The sequence below is a fragment of the Microbacterium sp. BR1 genome (assembly GCF_002812725.1).
Taxonomy (GTDB): Bacteria; Actinomycetota; Actinomycetes; order Actinomycetales; family Microbacteriaceae; genus Microbacterium.
Genome location: NZ_NMUN01000008.1, coordinates 65,713 through 83,412, shown reverse-complemented (window position 1 = coordinate 83,412; position 17,700 = coordinate 65,713). Strand labels below are relative to the sequence as shown.

Annotated in this window: 18 protein-coding genes and 1 pseudogene; 11 read left to right on the top strand and 8 right to left on the bottom strand. The window is 67.1% G+C overall.

The window, feature by feature from the left end; translation table 11 throughout:
- Positions 1–39: 39 nt before the first annotated feature.
- The gene (locus CGU35_RS13150) at positions 40–966 is read right to left on the bottom strand and encodes an ROK family protein (protein ID WP_100812029.1); all 927 of its coding nucleotides are present in this window, start codon (positions 964–966) and stop codon (positions 40–42) included.
- Between the two features lie 47 nt (positions 967–1,013).
- Between CGU35_RS13150 and CGU35_RS13145 the strand changes: the two genes are divergently transcribed.
- The 6 genes and pseudogenes from CGU35_RS13145 (at position 1,014) to CGU35_RS13120 (ending at position 5,064) form a co-directional block, all read left to right on the top strand.
- On the top strand, positions 1,014–1,898 hold the full coding sequence (locus CGU35_RS13145; protein ID WP_100812028.1) for a 3-keto-5-aminohexanoate cleavage protein: 885 nt from the start codon (positions 1,014–1,016) through the stop codon (positions 1,896–1,898).
- Between the two features lie 125 nt (positions 1,899–2,023).
- Positions 2,024–2,854: an SDR family NAD(P)-dependent oxidoreductase gene (locus CGU35_RS13140; RefSeq protein ID WP_198519590.1), complete on the top strand. Its 831-nt coding sequence runs from the start codon at positions 2,024–2,026 to the stop codon at positions 2,852–2,854.
- 217 nt (positions 2,855–3,071) lie between these two features.
- The gene (locus CGU35_RS13135; RefSeq protein WP_308455388.1) at positions 3,072–3,728 is read left to right on the top strand and encodes a GntR family transcriptional regulator; all 657 of its coding nucleotides are present in this window, start codon (positions 3,072–3,074) and stop codon (positions 3,726–3,728) included.
- Between the two features lie 35 nt (positions 3,729–3,763).
- Positions 3,764–3,958 (top strand): annotated as a pseudogene (locus CGU35_RS18835) (MerR family transcriptional regulator); the annotation flags it as partial.
- On the top strand, positions 3,949–4,572 hold the full coding sequence (locus CGU35_RS18615) for a GyrI-like domain-containing protein (RefSeq protein ID WP_100812024.1): 624 nt from the start codon (positions 3,949–3,951) through the stop codon (positions 4,570–4,572). The pseudogene CGU35_RS18835 and the gene CGU35_RS18615, both read left to right, overlap by 10 nt.
- 123 nt (positions 4,573–4,695) lie before the next feature.
- Positions 4,696–5,064, top strand: a complete 369-nt coding sequence (locus CGU35_RS13120; protein WP_100812023.1) for a DUF4440 domain-containing protein — start codon at positions 4,696–4,698, stop codon at positions 5,062–5,064.
- Between the two features lie 125 nt (positions 5,065–5,189).
- On the opposite strand, the gene dacB is transcribed toward CGU35_RS13120, so the two are convergent.
- Together dacB and CGU35_RS13110 are read right to left on the bottom strand one after the other, a co-directional pair.
- Positions 5,190–6,758, bottom strand: a complete 1,569-nt coding sequence (gene dacB, locus CGU35_RS13115; protein WP_100812022.1) for a D-alanyl-D-alanine carboxypeptidase/D-alanyl-D-alanine endopeptidase — start codon at positions 6,756–6,758, stop codon at positions 5,190–5,192.
- Between the two features lie 2 nt (positions 6,759–6,760).
- Positions 6,761–7,954, bottom strand: a complete 1,194-nt coding sequence (locus CGU35_RS13110) for a serine hydrolase domain-containing protein (RefSeq protein WP_157813981.1) — start codon at positions 7,952–7,954, stop codon at positions 6,761–6,763.
- Positions 7,955–8,206: 252 nt separating this feature from the next.
- Between CGU35_RS13110 and CGU35_RS13105 the strand changes: the two genes are divergently transcribed.
- Positions 8,207–9,454, top strand: a complete 1,248-nt coding sequence (locus tag CGU35_RS13105) for a serine hydrolase domain-containing protein (RefSeq protein ID WP_100812181.1) — start codon at positions 8,207–8,209, stop codon at positions 9,452–9,454.
- 36 nt (positions 9,455–9,490) lie between these two features.
- Here CGU35_RS13105 and CGU35_RS13100 read toward each other — a convergent pair whose 3' ends face one another.
- Positions 9,491–10,153 carry a response regulator transcription factor gene (locus CGU35_RS13100; RefSeq protein WP_100812020.1) on the bottom strand — a complete coding sequence of 221 codons (663 nt, stop codon included), beginning with the start codon at positions 10,151–10,153 and terminating at the stop codon, positions 9,491–9,493.
- A complete protein-coding gene (locus tag CGU35_RS13095) occupies positions 10,141–11,823 on the bottom strand; it encodes a sensor histidine kinase (protein WP_232711306.1) in 1,683 nt (560 codons plus the stop codon). Before CGU35_RS13095 ends, CGU35_RS13100 begins: the two co-directional genes overlap by 13 nt.
- 322 nt (positions 11,824–12,145) lie before the next feature.
- Here CGU35_RS13095 and CGU35_RS13090 point away from each other — a divergent pair, with 322 nt between their 5' ends.
- Entirely contained in the window at positions 12,146–12,352 is a 207-nt protein-coding gene (locus CGU35_RS13090; protein WP_100812019.1) for a three-helix bundle dimerization domain-containing protein, read from the top strand.
- Between the two features lie 34 nt (positions 12,353–12,386).
- Here CGU35_RS13090 and CGU35_RS13085 read toward each other — a convergent pair whose 3' ends face one another.
- Entirely contained in the window at positions 12,387–12,863 is a 477-nt protein-coding gene (locus tag CGU35_RS13085) for a cupin domain-containing protein (protein ID WP_100812018.1), read from the bottom strand.
- 132 nt (positions 12,864–12,995) lie between these two features.
- Here CGU35_RS13085 and CGU35_RS13080 point away from each other — a divergent pair, with 132 nt between their 5' ends.
- The 3 genes from CGU35_RS13080 (at position 12,996) to CGU35_RS13070 (ending at position 14,826) form a co-directional block, all read left to right on the top strand.
- On the top strand, positions 12,996–13,214 hold the full coding sequence (locus CGU35_RS13080; protein WP_100812017.1) for a three-helix bundle dimerization domain-containing protein: 219 nt from the start codon (positions 12,996–12,998) through the stop codon (positions 13,212–13,214).
- 81 nt (positions 13,215–13,295) lie between these two features.
- Positions 13,296–13,628, top strand: coding sequence for a hypothetical protein (locus tag CGU35_RS13075; RefSeq protein WP_146047978.1), 333 nt, complete (start codon positions 13,296–13,298; stop codon positions 13,626–13,628).
- A complete protein-coding gene (locus tag CGU35_RS13070) occupies positions 13,618–14,826 on the top strand; it encodes a hypothetical protein (protein WP_100812015.1) in 1,209 nt (402 codons plus the stop codon). The genes CGU35_RS13075 and CGU35_RS13070 overlap by 11 nt, the downstream gene beginning before the upstream one ends.
- A gap of 68 nt (positions 14,827–14,894) precedes the next feature.
- On the opposite strand, the gene CGU35_RS13065 is transcribed toward CGU35_RS13070, so the two are convergent.
- Both CGU35_RS13065 and CGU35_RS13060 read right to left on the bottom strand, forming a co-directional pair.
- Complete coding sequence (locus CGU35_RS13065; RefSeq protein WP_100812014.1) at positions 14,895–16,079, bottom strand: RtcB family protein; 1,185 nt, start codon at positions 16,077–16,079, stop codon at positions 14,895–14,897.
- A 336-nt stretch (positions 16,080–16,415) separates the two neighbouring features.
- On the bottom strand, positions 16,416–17,423 hold the full coding sequence (locus tag CGU35_RS13060; RefSeq protein WP_100812013.1) for a TerC family protein: 1,008 nt from the start codon (positions 17,421–17,423) through the stop codon (positions 16,416–16,418).
- Between the last annotated feature and the right edge of the window lie 277 nt (positions 17,424–17,700).

Sequence of the window (17,700 nt, the reverse complement as noted above, 5' to 3'; positions counted from 1 at the left end):
CGATTATCGTGGTGCGAGCCGCGAACGTAGGCCGTCAAGTCACACGGTCTGTGCGATCAGGTCATCAACGGCCGATGCGCTGAGTCGTTCGGACAGAACCATCAGCCCCGCCCCGCGGATTCCGGCTGTGGCGCCTCCCTCCGCGGGCACGATGTTCAGGTGCTGCGTTGCCAGGGGGATCGATCGTTGATAAACGACCTCCCTGACTCCAGCGATGATCTCCTGCACATTCACCCCCAGTTGTCCACCGATCACTACGACGGAGGGGTTCAGGATGCTGACACACGCCGCCGTGACCTTGCCGATGACACGTCCAGCCTCCCGGGCTGCAGCGATCGCTGTTGGGTCACCGGTGCGGATACGGTCGATCACGTCACCGGTGGCCACCGTCGCACCGTCGCGACCAAGTTGGGCCGCTATCGCGGGAGCGCTCGCCATGGCCTCGAGGTCGCGATCGTCCGCGACGCCCGGCACCTGGACGTGGCCGATATCGCCGGCCGAACCGCGGGCGCCGCGCTGCAACGCACCTCCGAGGATTATTCCCGCGCCGATGCCGGTCGCGACCTTGATGAAGAGGAGATCGCTGACCGCCGGCCAGCGGGTAGCGCGTTCGCCGAGCGCCAAGAGGTTCACGTCGTTGTCGACGAGGACCGGTGCTTCAAGCCGTTGCTGCACGAACGAGGGAATGTCGAAGCCATCCCATCCCGGCATGATGGGCGGCCGGATCGGTCGTCCTGTCGAGTGCTCGACGGGACCGGGAACCCCCACCCCGATGCCCAGGAGTTGGCGCTTCTTCCGCCCGGTCGCGCGGAGGAGGCGCTCTGCGGTGTCGAGCGCCCAGGTCAGGATCTGCGCCGGTCCGTCCGCGATGTCGAGAACCCTGCTCTCCTCACGCAGCACCTCTCCAGACAGGTCCATGACGCCGACTGATCCGTGCGTTGCGCCCAAGTCGATCCCGATGCACACACGCGAGGTGCGATCGAAGACCAGCCGAGCAGCGGGTCGGCCTCCGGATGACGCCGCCGTCGATGTCAGCGCATCTGCCAATCACGCCTGACGAGATCATCGAAAACGCCCTCGGGGCGGCAGACGCGGGCGCGTCGATCCTGCATTTGCATGCCCGCAATCCCGAGACCGGCCAACCGGACCAGACACCGGAAGGCTTCATGCGATTCCTTCCGCAGATCAAGGATGCGACCGACGCGGTGATCAACCTCACGACGGGTGGAAGCCCCTTCATGAAGGTCGAAGAGCGCGTGAAGCCGGCGGAGATCCTCAAGCCTGAAGTGGCTTCGTTGAATATGGGCTCGATCAATTTCGCGCTGTTTCACCTGCTCGATCGGTACAAGGAGTTCAAGTTCGACTGGGAACCGGAATTTCTGGCGGCTACGAAGGACCTGGTCTTCCGCAACTCGTTCAAGGACATCGAGTACATCCTGGCGACCTGCTACGAGAACAACACTCGGTTCGAATTCGAGTGCTACGACATCGCGCACCTCTACAACCTCAAGCACTTCCTGGACCGCGGGCTGGTGAAGCCCCCGCTCTTCATCCAGTCCGTGTTCGGCATCCTCGGCGGCATCGGCACCCACCCCGAAGACGTCATGCACATGAAGCGCACGGCCGACCGGCTGTTCGGTGATGACTACCGCTGGTCGGTCCTCGGTGCGGGTGCTTCGCAGTTTCGGATTGCGGCGATGTCGGCCGCGATGGGCGGCAACGTGCGAGTCGGACTGGAGGATTCGCTCTGGCTGGGCCCCGGTGAGCTTGCCCCCGACAATGCCTCACAGGTGCGGAAGATGCGCCAGGTGCTCGAAGGGCTCGGTTTCGAAGTTGCGACTCCTGCCGAGGCACGCGAGATTCTCGAGCTCAAGGGACGCGAGAACGTGGCGTTCTAGTCCGCTTCGAGTCCCAACTCGCGGCCGCCTGGGGCCGGTCGCCTCTTCGCAGAACTCGGCGTACCGAGCTCCGAATAGGCATATCCCGGATCACACTCGGCCGTGTTTCTTGTGGGATCCCGTACATGGTTTACCGCTCTGGATTTTGGCACGCTTGGCCTTTCCAGCGCGAACGAGAAAAGAGACGGCGAATGTCAGTAGCGAGATTCACGGGGAAGACCGCGATTGTCACGGGCGCAGGCGGGACAATCGGGCGCGCGACTGCACTGCGGCTCGCGCGTGAGGGTGCCAAGGTGCTCTGCGTGGATCGAGACGAGGCTGCGCTGCAGCTCACCGTACGTGCGCTCAGCTCGGCGGGCTCAGAGGCCGTTGGACACGTCGCCGATGTCACGGACGAGCCGTCGGTGGCGGGCTACGTTGCCGCCGCGATGACGTTGGGAGACGGTCGCGTCGACGCGTTCTTCAATAACGCTGGCATCGTCGGGCCGATCAGCCCCGTCGAAGAATACGACGCCCTCCAGTTCGATCGGGTGATGGCAGTCAATGTGAAAGGTGTGTTCCTGGGACTGAAGCACGTCGCGGCGGTGATGCGCTCGGGGGCTTCGATCGTGAACACGGCGAGCGTCGCAGGTCTCGTTGGTTCCCCCGGAATAGCAGGCTATGTAGCTTCGAAGCACGCTGTGGTGGGTCTCACCCGTACTGCTGCACTCGAACTTGCAGCGAGAAATGTTCGGGTGAACGCAATCTGTCCTGGCCCGGTAGCGGGCCAGCTCATGGCATCCGTGGAAGATGAAGTCGGCCCAGGCGGTCACGAAGCGTTTCTTTCGGACGTCCCCCTCGGCCGCTACGCCGCGCCGGAGGAGATCGCGGCGACCGTGTGCTTTCTTCTGAGTGAGGAATCGACATTCACCAGCGGGTCGGCCGTGACGATCGACGCCGGACAGACCGCTCGCTGACATGTCGAATGCAGCAACAAGCTGCGGACGAGGTCACTCCGCCGAGCACGCTGCGTCACGCCGCGTTGTGCATCGCGTTGTGCACCGCGTTGTGCACCGCGGTGCAGAACACTGAAATACACGGATCGATAGAGGATGAGGATTTGCATCCCCACCCGAGGTGTGCGCAATGTATTGCATGCCGATTCCCGCTGGCCGCTCTGGCGTAGACCGCTCCTTGCTCCGCGATGACGTCTATCTGCGCCTCCGCGACGCGATCGTCGACGGCACCTTCGAACCGGGGGAGCAGCTGAGGGACGGTGATCTGGCAACCTGGCTCGGCGTCAGTCGCACGCCGGTGCGCGAAGCGCTGTTGCGCCTCGGGGCCAGTGGACTCGTGGTCGCCGTGCCCGGCCGATCGACGGCCGTGAGCACGATCGATCCGCGGGCGGTCCGCGATGCGCGCGACGTCATCGCCGCCATGCACGGGCTGGCGGTGCGCGAGACGACGGGCCGGTTGAGCGCCGACGACATCGGCCGCATGCGAGACGCCAATCGCCGCTTCGCCGACGCGCTCGTCGCGAACGACCTCGCCGCCGCGCTCGAAGCCGACGACGAATTGCACATGATCCCGGTCGCCGCGCTCGGCAACCGTGCCCTCGAGGCGGTTCTCGAACAGTTCGGTCCGCTGGTGCGCCGGGCCGAGCGACACCGGTTCACGGGTGATGGACGCGCGTCCGTCGCGAGGCACGAGCAGCTCATCGAGCTTCTCGCCGCCGGTGATGCGCGGGGTGCGGAATCGGTGTCCTTCGACATCTGGCACAGCCTGCCGGCGAGCGGAGACACGGATGACGGTGGCGCGGGGGCATCTGGAGAAGATTCCGCAGACGCGTGAGCATCCTGCGGGATAATCGCCCCGTGGGTGACCTCATGACCATCGGCGACTTCTCGCGCGCGGTCCGGATGAGCGCCAAAGCGCTCCGCTTCTACCACCAGAGCGGGGTGCTCGCTCCCGCCCACGTCGACGACCAGAACGGGTACCGACTGTACGCGGCAGAGCAGATCGCGGATGCTCAGATCGTCCGGACGCTGCGCGAACTCGATGTGCCCGTGGAATCCGTTCGCGACCTCATGGCTGCGCCGAGCATCGATGTGCGAGCGAGGCTGCTGAGCGAGCATCTGGAACGGATGGAGGCGAAGCTCAGCGCAACGCGCGCCGCGGTCGCGAATCTGCGCTCGATACTCGAGCCGGCGGCCCGCCCATCGAGATCGTCCACCGCAGCGTTCCCGAAACGCGCGTCGTGGCGATCAGCGAGGACATCCCGCTCGATTCGCTCGGCGCGTGGTTCCGCCGAGGGATCGCCACCCTGCAGAGCATCGCCGAGAACAACGACCCGTCATCCACGGGGGCATACGGCGGGGTCTGGCCCAACGAGCTGTTCACGGATGAGTACGGCGCCGCCACGGTGTATCTGACCGTGGGTCCAGGGTTCGACGACGGCACGATCGGCGATGACGCGGCCGTTCTCGACCTGCCCGCGGTCGAGCTGGCCGTGGCCACCCACCACGGTCCCGACGCGGCCGTCCCGCGCGCGTACGCGGCGCTCGGTGAATACGTGGCCCGTCATGAGCTCGCGATCGACGCGCCCGTGCGTGAGACGTACGTCACGGGGTTCCCCGGAGTGGATCGGATCGTCGTCATGGAGATCGGCTGGCCCGTCTTCCGCGTATCGCGCTGACCTCGGGGGCCGTCGACGCCGTTTGACCTTTCCCCGAGGGGAAGGCCCAGTCTGGGCTGTGCGACCCCGGTTGATCGCCCCGATGGAATCACCTTCGGGCCCCACGCAGAACGGAACCCCGACATGACGAACTCGAACCGCTTCGCTCCGTACGACGCCGACGCCCTCCCCGCCGCCATCGTCCGCTACCTCGCGGCGAAAGACGACATCCGCGGCCGGGAGTCGATCATCGACGTGTTCGCCGCGGATGCCAGCGTCACGGATGAGCGCATCCGGTACGACGGTCGTGATGCGATTCTGGGGTGGTTGGGTACCGTGGCCACCGAGTTCACCTACACGACGACGCTCATCGGTCAACGGCGTGAAGGTGACTCCGGCTGGGTCGTGCTCGCGCGCCTCGAGGGCGACTTTCCGGGTGGCATCGCCGAACTCGGCTTCCGCTTCACCGTTCAGGCAGACCACATCGCGGAGCTCGTGATCGCGCCGGTCTGAATCGGCCTGAACCGGCGAGCCGGACCTCGTCGGATGTCATCGGATGCAGGATCTGACGGAGGGAGCGCGCACTCGGGATCGTCGCGCGGCCACGGGCTGCTGCCCGTCCGGTTCGAGAGCAGACATCAGTAGGCCTGCTGGATGATCGCGGCGACGGCCCCGACGTCGTCGTTGGCCTCGAAGACTCCCTCGAGCGCGGGGAAGAACCCCTGGTTGACCATGATCGTGAAGGCGAGGTTCCGTCCCGTCGCGGCCTCCATCACACCGCCGAGCGTCTTCGTGGTCAGCCGCATCCGCCCGTTGAACGGGTCGCCGCCGATCAGGGTGCCGGTCTTCGCGAACACCTTGCCCGCGGCAGGGCTGTCCGCCTCGACCGCAGCCAGCGAGCCGTCGACGCCGAGAACCGGCATGGTCGCCTGCCAGCGCGCCGCGTCGGGTCGCGTCGCCATGAGCGTCTGGATCTGGAGGGCGTTCGCCGGGGTGACGTAGTTGCCCTCCAACCCTGAGCCGTCCACGAGGGATGCGCCGAGGATGTCGAGGCCCGCGGCATCCCAGATCTCCGCGGCGATCGGGATACCGTCATCGCAATCGGTCGAGCCGCGTTCGGCGGCGAGACGGCAGATCAAGGTCTGCGCCCCGCGGTTGTAGCTGATCTTCATCACGTAGGTCGCCTCTTGCTCGATCGAGAGCGACTCCAGTTCGGCGACCGAGGGCAGCGCGTCGACGGTTGCCCGGTCGGCGAGGTTCTCGTCGGGGTTGACGATGATCGGATCGGCCGCGACGCTCACTCCGGCACGTTCGAGCGCCTCGATGAAGGCCGTGCGGGCGAAGGTCGCGGGATCCGCGAACGCGTAGACCTTCAGCTGCGGGTCGCTGTCGGCCGCGATGGTGCCCGACACCAGGATCTCTCCGTCCCGGGTCGGTTTCGGGAGCGTGATGTTCGTGGGTCCGCCGGCCTCGACCGTCTCGACGGTGGACGTCACGACCCACGGTGAGACGACGGGGATCATGTCGACGGATGCCGGCTCGCCCGCCTTGCCGGGGTGGACCATGATGTCGATCAGGTTCTGGTTGATGACGATCGGCGTGACGGGCTGCCCCGCGAGCTCGCCGGCGAAGAGGCGGTCGTCGATCACGACGTCGCCCGCGACGGAGTCGATACCCGCGGCCTTGACCTGCTCAGCGAGTTCGTCGAGCCCCGTCAGCGGATCTTCCGGTGTGAGTGTCGATCCCGCGAGGAAGTTCGCGTCGTTGTGATCGAGGTCCGTGAAGTCGACGGTTCCGTCGGCTTTCGTGCGTCCGCCCATCGTGATGTCACCCATGCCGACCAGCACGAGGTCGCCGTCGAGCGCCCCGGCGGTGACCTCGCCACTGCGCTTGACCGGCGTCGTGATGGTGTGGTCGGGGCCCCACTCGAGCCAGGCCGCGCCGGCGCTGTACGTCTTCACGAACGACCCGGGTGCGGCCATCCTGTTCGCGTTGAGATCGATCAGCACATCGCCGGTGTCGATGTCTTGCACGGCGATGTACCAGGTTCCCTCCGCGTAGGGCGCCTTGTTCATGACCTCCAGCGCGGCCTCGGGCAGACCGTCGACGGCGTAGGGATCGGTCTGCTCCGCCGTGCACGCCGTGACGGCGAGTGCGACCCCGAGCACGGTGGCGATGGCCGCTGTGCGGCGTGTGAATGCGCGCATGATCAGGACTCGTTTCCGAGAGCTTCGGCGATTCGGCGGAAGGCCTGATCGGCGGGATGCGCCTTCGGTTCCACGTTCGATTCGTTCATGAAGACGACGATGCTCGCCCCGGATTCCGGCTGGTGGAAGACCGCAGCGGTGAAACCGAGGCCCTCGCCGTTGTGGCCCCACCATCCGTTGGTCTCTCCCATGCCCAGCGCGTAGATGTCGTAGGGCGGGCCGGCGTCGAGGGGTGCGCCCTGCTCGCGTTCGGCCTGTGTCTGCGCTCCGAGCAGCAGACCGCCGCCGAGCGCCTCGGCCCAGACTCGGGCGTCGTCGAGCGTGCTCACCATCGAGCCCGCCGGGCCGTAGATCGACAGGTTGTCGTTCTGCACCGTCTGCTCGCCGTCCTCGATCGCGTAGCCCAGCGGGTGGTCCACCCACTCGGTGGCATCGAGGAGGTATTCCGTGCCCGTTTGGCCGAGTGGCTCGAGGATGCGCTCCTCGAGCACCTCGGCGAAGTCTTGCCCGGTCACCTTCTCGACCACGGCACCGAGCAGGTTCGTGTTCGCGTTCGTGTAGACCTTCTCCGCGCCCGGCTCGAATTGCGCGGGTTCCCCGACGAGGAAGTCGTTCAGCTCGGCGAGCGAGAAGATGTGGGCCTCGTCGGCTCCGTACGCCTCGCCGAAGCCTGCCGCGGTCGTGTAGTCGGAGTTGCCGCTGGACATGTCGGCGAGCTGGCGGATCGTGATCCGATCGCCGTTCGTGATGCCGTCGACGTACTGGTCGAGGGTGTCGTCGAGACGGAGCTCGCCCTCGTCGACGAGCTGCAGGATGAGCGTCACGGTGTAGGACTTCGTGACGCTCCGCAGCGGCCAGGTCATCTCGCTCGACACGGGAGCGTCGGCCGCGATGTCGGCGAGGCCGGTGAACGACGTCCACGATCCTTCGCCGGGGATCCAGACCCCGACGGCGGATCCGGGCACTCCGTACTCGGTCATCGTCGCATCCACGATCCGCTGGAGCTCGGTCTGCAGGTCGTCCGGCAGCCCGCCCTCGGGCGCCGCCGGCCGGATCGCGGCTGGCTTCGATGCGCCCGGCGGCGTCGTGTCGGAAGCGGCGGTGGATGTGCAGCCCGTCACGACGACGAGCGCTGCGAGCGAGGCGAGTCCCGCGATGGCGAGCGAGATGCGCGGACGGCGGGCGTGCGGCGTCATGGAAGTTCCTCTGTCTGCTGTGCCGGTCGTGATGCGGATGCGGGGATCGGACCAGTCGGGAGCGGGGGCACCCCCCTTGACCCCACGCTCCCGGGTCCACCCTCCCGCTCCCGCACAGGTTATGGCAATGGACCTGGGTCCATGCTCCGCAGGCGGTAGGCGACCTGGGTCCATGGCCCCATCCGGTGTCGGACGCCAGGCTGGATCCGTCCCGGCGCTCTCGCACGGGCGAGAGGAGACGACGTGCGAATCATGCCGAGAATCCAGACGACCACCTTGCTCCGGGGCGCGCGCCGACGACGGATCGCGACCGCGGCCATCGTCGTGACAACTCTCGCGCTCGCGGGCTGCGCGGGCGGCACGACCGCGAACGGTGGTGCCACGGCGAGCTCGTCCGCGTCGGGCGGCGCGACCGTCGACTTCGACGCCGAGGCGCTCACCGCGGCCTTCGACGACTCGGCCGCCGCGATGCTCGTCCCGGGCGCCGTGATGATCGTGCGCACACCGGAGGGTGAGGTCGAGCACGCATACGGAGTCACCGAGTGGGCGGGGTCGACGCCCGTCACTCTGGACGATCACATCCGCATCGGCTCGAACACCAAGACCTGGACCGGCACCGTGATCCTGCAGCTCGTCGAAGAGGGCGAGATCGCGCTCGACGACCCGGTGTCGATGTACCGCCCCGACGTGCCGAACGGCGAGAACATCACGATCGAGCAGTTGCTGACGATGCGCAGCGGTCTGCATAACTACACGACCACCCTCGAGCTGAACACGGCGCTGGACGAGACGCCGGAGCGCGTCTGGGATCCGGAAGAGCTGGTGCGCATGGGCCTCGCCGAAGAGCCGTACTTCGCACCGGGCGAGGGATACGAATACTCGAACACCAATACCGTCCTGCTCGGACTCATCGCGCAGGACCTCGAGGGGAAGCCGATCGATCGGATCTTCCAGGAGCGACTCTTCGACCCGCTCGGGCTGTCCGAGACGTCCTACCCCTCCGCCACCGACACATCGATCCCGGAACCGTACGCGCACGGCTACATGTTCTCGAACAACGTGGACACGATGGAGGGCGAGTGGTTGTCGGACGACGAGCTCGCCGCGGCCGCGGCGGGTGAGTTGGTGCCGACCGATCACACGAACGACAACGCGTCGTGGACATCGGCCGCGGGCGCCGGAATCTCGACGGCATCCGATCTGGCGACGTGGGTGGAAGCTCTGGGAGGCGGGGGGCTGCTCAGCGACGACATGCAACAGCGACGGATCGAGAGCGTGCAACCCAACGAGGACGGCAGTTCGTACGGCTGGGGGATGGCCGGGATGGACTCGTTCTACGGTCATATCGGCTCGCTCCCGGGATACAACTCTTTCATGGGCTACGACCCCGCAACCGATGTCACGGTGGTCGTCTGGACGAACCTCGCGCCCGGCGCCGACGGCTTGCCGACCGCCGCGGTCCTGGCACGCCTGCTGATCGACACCCTGTACGGCAGTTGAGACGGAAGCCCGCGAGGGACTTCGCGCGGGGAACTCTCAGAGGGCAGGGGGCTGTGAGGACTGCAGGTAGCGGATCACGGCCAGCACCCGGCGATGGTCGTCGGCGTCGAGCGGCAGTCCCAGCGCGTCGTAGATGTTCGACGTGTGCTGCACGATCGCCTTTTCGCTCAGAACCAGCTGCGCGGCGATCGCGGCATTGCTGCGGCCCTCGGCCATGAGCCCGAGGACCTCGAGCTGACGCGGGGTCAGTCTGCCGACGGCGGAGGCGCCCCGGCTCGCCCGCGCGACCAGGACCGACACGACCTCGGGGTCGAGCGCGGTTCCGCCTCTCGCGACGCGCCGGATGTCAGACGTGAAGGTGCGCACGTCCGCGATCCGCTGCTTCAGCAGGTACCCGAATCCTCCGCCCCCGTCGAGCAGCTCGGTCGCATACCGCCGCTGCACGTGCTGCGACACCACGACGACCCCGATGCTCGGGTGGGCCTGTCGGATCCGCAGAGCGGCCTCGAGCCCCTCGTCCGTGTACGTGGGGGGCATCCGGATGTCCGTGACGACCAGATCGGGCACGTGCCGATTGACTTCGCGCTCGAGCTGCGCCGCGTCGCTCACGCTGGCGAGGACCTCGAACCCGTCGCTCGCCAGGATGTGCGCGACGCCTTCCCGGAGCAGGACCTCGTCTTCTCCGATTACAACGCGCACGGCAACTCCACTCTCACGTTCGTTCCTCGACTCCGCTCGGAGCGGATCTCGATCCTGCCGCCGAGCGCATCCACACGATCGGCCAGACCGCGCAGCCCCATCCCGGCGTTGATCCGAGCGCCGCCGATCCCGTCGTCCTCGATCTCGAGCGCGAGGCGGCCGTCGGTCTGCGTCATCGTCACCCGCACCGTCGTCGCGCGCGCGTGCTTGACGGTGTTGGAGAGCGCCTCGGCGACGATGAAGTAGGCGGTGTGCGCCGTCGGTCGTGCGACCGTCGGCTCGTCGACTTCGGCCCGGAACGTGGCAGCCACGGGCAGGCGGTCGACGAGATCCTCGACCGCCGCGACGAAGCCTTGCTCGAGGAGTGCGGCGGGCAGCACGTCGTGCACGAGGCGGCGTAGGTCGGCCGCGGCCGTGTCGATTCCCCGTCGGAGGGCCTCAGCCGGACCTGCAGCGTCCGAGCCCGAGGGCGCGTTCGCGATCGTCTGGGCCTCGATCGCCAGGAGGACGAGCTGCGTCTGCAGGCCGTCGTGCAGGTCGCGCGCGATCCGGAACCGTTCGCGGTCGCCCGCCTCGACGATGCGAGCACGCGAGAGCAGCAGGGCCTCGTTGCTCGTCAGCAACTGGACCGTGAGACGCTCGCGGTCGATGGCGATGGCGAGCACCTCGGCCGCCCGCCGCACGGGGGAGGGCTCTGCGATCATCCCCGCGTCGTAGTCGATGGCGCCGACCAGGTCGTCGTCCACGAGCACCTGCAGCCACCCCCGGCCGGCGTCGCCCGTTCTGTTGCGCACCTCGAGCCCTCGTTCGTCGACGAAGCGAGCGTGCGCCGCGTCCCAGTACACGACACGCAGGGTGCTGTCGCCGAGCGTCGTCGCGAGCGCCCGTGCGACGGCCGGCCGGCTCGCGCCGCGCAGCGCCAGCCACTCGCTCAGGGCCTCGAGCGGCGTCGTCCGGGTGAAACCCCCGCGCAGGACGCCGAGGAGAAAGGCGATCGGAAGCCCCGCGAGCAGGACACCCTGCATCCACGTGACGAGCTCCGGGTCGACGCCGAGCGGGAGCAGCACGTTCGGGATCATCGGCAGCGCGGGGATCGCAAGGATGCCGTAGGTGAAGAGGGGGAGCAGGATGCGCCGGTGAGCCGCATCCGCCGCTTTCAGACGCCGCACGAGCACCACGGCCGTCATGATCATGACCGTCACGCCGATCGTGCTCTGGACGAACGAAACGGGGGCGAATGCGGGCGTTCCGAACACGACCGCACGGATCAGGTCGAAGAAGAGCGATGTGATGTAGCCGAGGACGACCGTGATCAGCGACAGGCGGTCCCGGATCCGACCCGAGGGGAACGCCAGCAGCAGGTGCACGGCGACCGAGAGGGCGCTGCTCGAGAAGACCGCCCCGATGGCGTACAGCCCCGGAACGCCGAAGTATCCGGCGCTGCCCAGAATCAGCGCGAGGGAACCGACGAGCAGCAGCCCCCCGATTCCGTTCATCGGCCGTCGCCACCAGGCGCAGATCCCCGCCGCCACCCAGATCCAGAACAGCACGACGTACTGCACGATCGCGACCAGGTTGCCGGGCGGCTGCGCCGCGACCGCGATCGCGACGACCCCGATGACCAGCGCGAACACGGCGATGAAGAGCAGCGCGTATTCGAGCGAACCCACCCGCCCGCCCTGAAGGCGTCGGGGAGTGGGGTGCGCAATCGGCGATATAGCGGTCTGCGAGGACACGGGGTCCCTCTCGGGAAGAGGCGGGTGCGATCAGCTCTCACCTTGGCCGAACGCCGCACCCCCAGCAACCGACCTGGGTCGCCTCTTCCGATCACGCGACACGCGACCGTCCCGGCGATCAGTTGCCGGTGTGATGCAGAAAGCGCAGTGCTTCGTCCTCGCTGACGTGGGTGCGGCTCAGGCGGGGCGGTTCACCTCGGTTGAGTAGAGTCAGCGAAAGGGTGGCGAAGAACACCAGGCTGCTGAGGAGTGCACGATGTCAGGTGACAAGGTTGTCGACGAGAGCAAGGCGATCTCTGAAATCGTGGAGAGACTCCGAGAGCGGTTCCCGGATGCCACACCCGAGTCGGTCGCAGACGCTGTCGAGTACGCGCGCACGACGTTCTCCGATGCGAAGGTCCGTGACTTCGTGCCGGTGCTCATCGAGAAGGAAGCCAAGGCGCGCCTGAAGGGCAAACGCTGAGCGTTCGGCTGGCGTTCCCGACTCCCGCAGCTCATCACGCGTGCCGGTCGGGCTCCTCCTCGGCGGGCTGCACGGTCCAGGACGGCGCCTCATCGATGCCCGCCGCCTCTTCGCGCTCCGCATCTTCGCTCGTGGGCTGCACCGCGCCGAGCGCATGGTGCGACGGGGCGTAGATCGTGTAGAGGCGCAGAGGTGCTGTGCCGGTGTTGATGACGTCATGCCACGTGCCCGCGGGGACCTGAACGGACCATCCGTCCGAGACATCCTGCTCGAAATCCAGCTGATCCTTCGCGGGGCCCATGACTGCTCTGCCGCGACCAGCGTCGACACGCAGGAACTGGTCCGTCCCGGGGTGGGACTCCAGGCCGATGGACTCGCCCACGGGGATCGACATCAGCGTGACCTGAAGGAACTTCCCGGTCCAGGCGACGGTGCGATAGTTCTCGTTCTGTCGCGTGGCGGACTCGATGTCGAAGGCGTTCGGGTGGGGCCCGTTGTCGGTGATGGCCATGGCGTCAGTCTCCTTGCTCGATGTCGAGGATCGAAGCCTACGCCGCGGAGGAGACCGCGTCTGCCCCGTCGTCGTGACCATGAGAATGGGTGGAACGGGACCGTTCGCCGGGACTTCGGGGACAATTGGTACATGAGTTGCACCCACCCCGAGAGCGAGTTCGAGGCACTCGTGTATCTCGCGGAGCGTCTGCGACGGCGTTTTCCCGAATCGAGCGATGAAGCGGTGTTCGCCCTGATCGCCGAGGAGCTGGAGTCGTTCGACGGGGTGCGGCTGCGCCACTACGTTCCGGTCCTCGTCGAAAGGAACGTGGTCCGTCGTCTGCACGAGACCTACCGTCTGGCCGCCTGAGCCCGACCGGCGCGGGTCACGCGTCGAACTCTGTCACCGAATGTTCATTTCCGCGCCGTTTTCGGTGGGAAGACTGATGTCGTGACGTCTCTGCACGCGAGGATCCATCCCGCATCCCGTTCCGCCCGGCCGGTGCTGGCGCAGGTGGCGACGGCGCTGCGCGGGATCGAGCACGTCCGGATGTCCTCTGACGAGACGTTGACGGAGCTGCCGGGACTCGGCACGCTCGTCGTGACCGAGGCTCCGGGCGAGATCCTCCTGCACTTCTCGGGAGGCGCGGACGTCGACCCGGCGGCCGTCCGCCACGCGATCTCGGCCAGGATCCGCCAGGCGGCCGGCAGCCGCACGTCGGCCGCGCGACTCGTGATCACGTGGACGGACGCGACGCCGCGTCTGTCACCGCATGCGGTCTGATCCCGGCGAAGGTCCCCTCCTCTCCGGCTCGACCGCCGCGCGCATAGCCGCGATCTACCTCGCGTCGCGTCTCGTCACGACGACCTATCTGCTGCTCGCGGGCGCACTGTCGCCTCCCGGATCCCGATTCGGGCCGGGCGCCGACATCGCCACCTACGTGCACGCGTGGGACGCCCGCTGGTATCGGCGGATCGCCGTGGAGGGGTACCCATCTCAGCTGCCCCTGACGGATGCGGGCGAGGTGGCCCACAACGCGTGGGCGTTCATGCCGCTCTTCCCGTGGTTGTCCACGATCGTGGGTGCACCCCTCGGATCGTGGGGCGCCGGGGCGGTGGTGATCGCGCTGGTCAGCGGATACCTCTGCTGTCTCGTTCTGTACCGGATGCTGGTGGGCACGATCGGGCGCTCCGCGTCGATGTGGTCCGTGGTGTTCTTCGCGTCCGCTCCGCTCGCCGCGATGTTCCAGGTCGCCTATCCCGAGACGCTCTTCCTGCTCCTGACCTTGCTCGGCATCCTGAGTCTGCAGCGGCGGCGATACGGCTGGCTGTACGCCGTCGTCCTCGGGATGGCCTTTCTCCGTCCGGGGGTGCTCGCCTTCGCGCTGTTGCTGGGACTGTTCGGCGCCTGGCGATGGATGTCTCGCCGTCGCGAAGCCCTGCGGCCGGGCGAGATCGTCCACATCTCCGGGGCCGCCGCACTCGCGACGATGTGCGGTCTTTCGTGGCCGATCATCGTGGCGACCGTGACGGGCCGAGCAGACGCGTACCTTCAGACCGAGCTGTCGTGGCGTCGCCTCTGGATGGACGACGAGGGCGGTTTCGTGCCTTTCGAGGGCTGGTTCCAGGCGGCCGGCTACTGGTTCGAGACCTGGTCCCTGAACCCGGCGTGGGGGCCCGTCGCCGTCTTCGCGATCATCGTCGCGGTGGCGAGCATCCTCATCTTCGTCCCTCAGGTCCGGAGGCTGGGGATCGAGATCCGTCTTTGGGCCGCCAGCTACGCCCTCTACCTGCTGGCCGTGTTCCTGCCGCAGTCGAGCCTCCTCCGGCTTCTGTTTCCGCTCTCGCCCTTGTGGGGAGCGGTGGCCCAGCCGCGCAGTCTCGCCTGGAGGATCGGGGTCCTCGTCGCCTGTCTGGTCGGGCAGGGGTGGTGGATCTGGAACGTGTACGGGCTCGGCAGCGAGTTCTGGCACATCCCCTGATCGTCACGGGCGAACCGGCCAGCGGGGGATCGGGTGTCGCCCGCCCCCCGCTCGTCGGGGCCCGTCTCTCAGTCGCCCTTCACGTTGACGATCTGCCGCAGGACGTGCCGCACCGTGACCAGATCGTCGGCGTCCGCCATGACCTGGTCGATCGGCTTGTAGGCCTGCGGGATCTCGTCGAGGAAGGCATCCGTGTCCCGGTACTCGATGCCCGCCATCGCCTCACGCAGCTGCTCGTGCGTGAAGGTCTTGCGGGCCGAGGTGCGCGAGTGCTCCCGTCCGGCGCCGTGGGGCGACGAGTTGAGCGACAGGGGGTTGCCCCTGCCCTCCACGACGTACGACGCCGTGCCCATCGACCCCGGAATCAGCCCGGGGCGACCGGTATCGGCCATGATGGCGCCCTTTCGTGAGACCCACACCCTCTTGCCGAAGTGCATCTCGGACTCGGTGAAGTTGTGATGGCAGTTGATCCGCTCGAGCTCGTCGACGCCGGTGCCGCCGGGCCCCGTGCCGACGAAGCGGCCGAGCTGATTCGCGACGCGGTCCATCATCTCTTCACGGTTCAGCAGGGCGAATCGCTGAGCCCACCGCAACTCGCTGATGTATCGCGTGAACTCCGGCGTGCCCTCGACCAGGTAGGCGAGGTCGGGGTGCGGCAGCTCGATCCACCACTGCTTGGCCAGCCGCTGCGCGACCCTGATGTGGTGCTGGGCGATCTTGTTGCCGACGCCTCGTGACCCGGAGTGCAGGAACATCCACACCGCGTCGGTCTCGTCGACCGAGATCTCGATGAAGTGGTTTCCGCTGCCGAGCGATCCGAGCTGGTTGCGCCAGCGCCCCGCGTACGAGGCCGGATCGAAACCGGCCTTCGCGGCGAGGTCCTCAAGCTCGGCGACCCGCGGCTCCGCCGTCGCGACGATCTTGCGGTTGTCGCGTCCGGCCGACAGCGGGATGGCACGCTCGATCTGCTCGCGCAGCTCGACGAGGTCGCGTCCGGCGAGATCGCCGCGGGTGAACGCGGTCTTGACCGCGATCATGCCGCAGCCGATGTCGACGCCGACAGCCGCGGGCATGATGGCGCCGAGTGTCGGGATCACCGATCCGACCGTCGCCCCCAACCCGAGGTGCGCATCGGGCATGAGCGCCAGGTGCGGGTAGATGAACGGCATGCGTGAGGATGTGCGGGCCTGCTCGATGGTCTTCTCATCGATCAGGCTCGCCCACGACAGCAGGCGGTTCGTGAGCCTCTCCATGATTCCTTTCCTATGGTTGCGCGCAACTCCTGCATATGAGGACGCTGCGCGATGCGGAGGCGGGTCGTCCAGGTCGTACGGACGATCCGAATCCGCCACGCGGAGAAGGAAACGCCCCGGACCTGTGCGGTGCGGGGCGTGAGGGAAGCGGATGCTTCTACACGGCCGGCGCCGGAGGGTACGACTCGTAACGGAACTGGGGCTTGAGTCCCAGCACCGTCGAATTGCGAAGCTCCCGCAGCGGGTTCATCGCGTCGTCCTCTCGGCCTGCCTTGATCGCCGTGCCGTCGGCACAGCCTTGCAACGCTAGGCCACGGTCCGCGCTCGGGTCAAGCGCTACAGGGATGAACCTCGGTCGGGCGTCAACTCCTCGACCGACCGCTTGTCGCCCCGTGTCTTGATGAGGCTCGCGACCGTCGCCACCCCGATCGTCGCCGCGATGAAGACGAGCGAGAACCAGATCGGGATCTCGGGGGCCCACAGCATCGGCTCGCCGCCGTTGATGAACGACAGTTCGTTGACGTGCATGGCGTGCAGCACGAGCTTGACGCCGATGAAGGCGAGGATGACGGCGAGTCCCTGCGCGAGGTAGACGAGGCGCTCGAGCAGTCCGCCGACGAGGAAGAAGAGCTGCCGCAGCCCCATCAGCGCGAACGCGTTGGCCGTGAAGACGATGTAGGCCTCTTCCGTCAGGCCGTAGATCGCCGGGATCGAGTCCACCGCGAAGATCAGGTCGACGAATCCGATCGCGATGATCGTCAGCATCATCGGTGTCACCCAGCGCCGGCCGCCCTTTCGGACGGTCAGCTTGTCGCCGTGGTACTCGTCGGTCACGGGCAGGATGCGGCGGACGAAACGCATGAACCTTCCGTCGGCGGGGTTGGACTCGCCGTGCGCGAACGCCTGGCGGTAGGCCAGGAAGAGCAGCAGCGCGCCGAAGAGGTAGAAGATCCACGAGAAGTTCTCGATGAGGGTCGCGCCGACAGCGATGAAGATCCCGCGCAGGATGAGCGCGATCACGATGCCGATCATCAGCACCTTCTGCTGGTATATCTTCGGCACCGCGAACCCGGTCATCACGATCAGGAACACGAAGAGGTTGTCGATCGACAGGGCCTTCTCGGTCAGGTAGCCGGCGAAATACTCACCGCCGAAGGTCCAGTCGCTGAAGACGCCGATGCCGACGCCGAAGAGCAGTGCGAGGCCGATGTAGAACGCCGACCACCGGGCGGATTCGCCGATGGAGGGCTCGTGCGGTTTGCGGACGTGCGCGAAGAACTCGTAGACGAAGAACGCGATCGTGACGGCGATCGTGATGATCCAGATGAGCGGCGTGATGTTCAAGAGGGTTCCCAACCGTGGCGTGAATGAATCGACGCCAAGGTCTTCTCCATCCTCTGAACGAGGACCGGTGGCCCGGGATGCCGTGGCATCCGTAGTGACGAGCCGACCGTGTCGGAGTACTCCCCTTGGTGGTTCCACCCTATGGCGGTCCGCGCGGCGGTTCCTGGACGGATGCCGAGCGGTGTTGCGGGAGGAAAGATCCCGTACGACGATCAGCCGCGCGGGGGTGCATGTCCGAGTAACCTCGGCGCATGCACAGGCTGAACCGCGAAGAGGC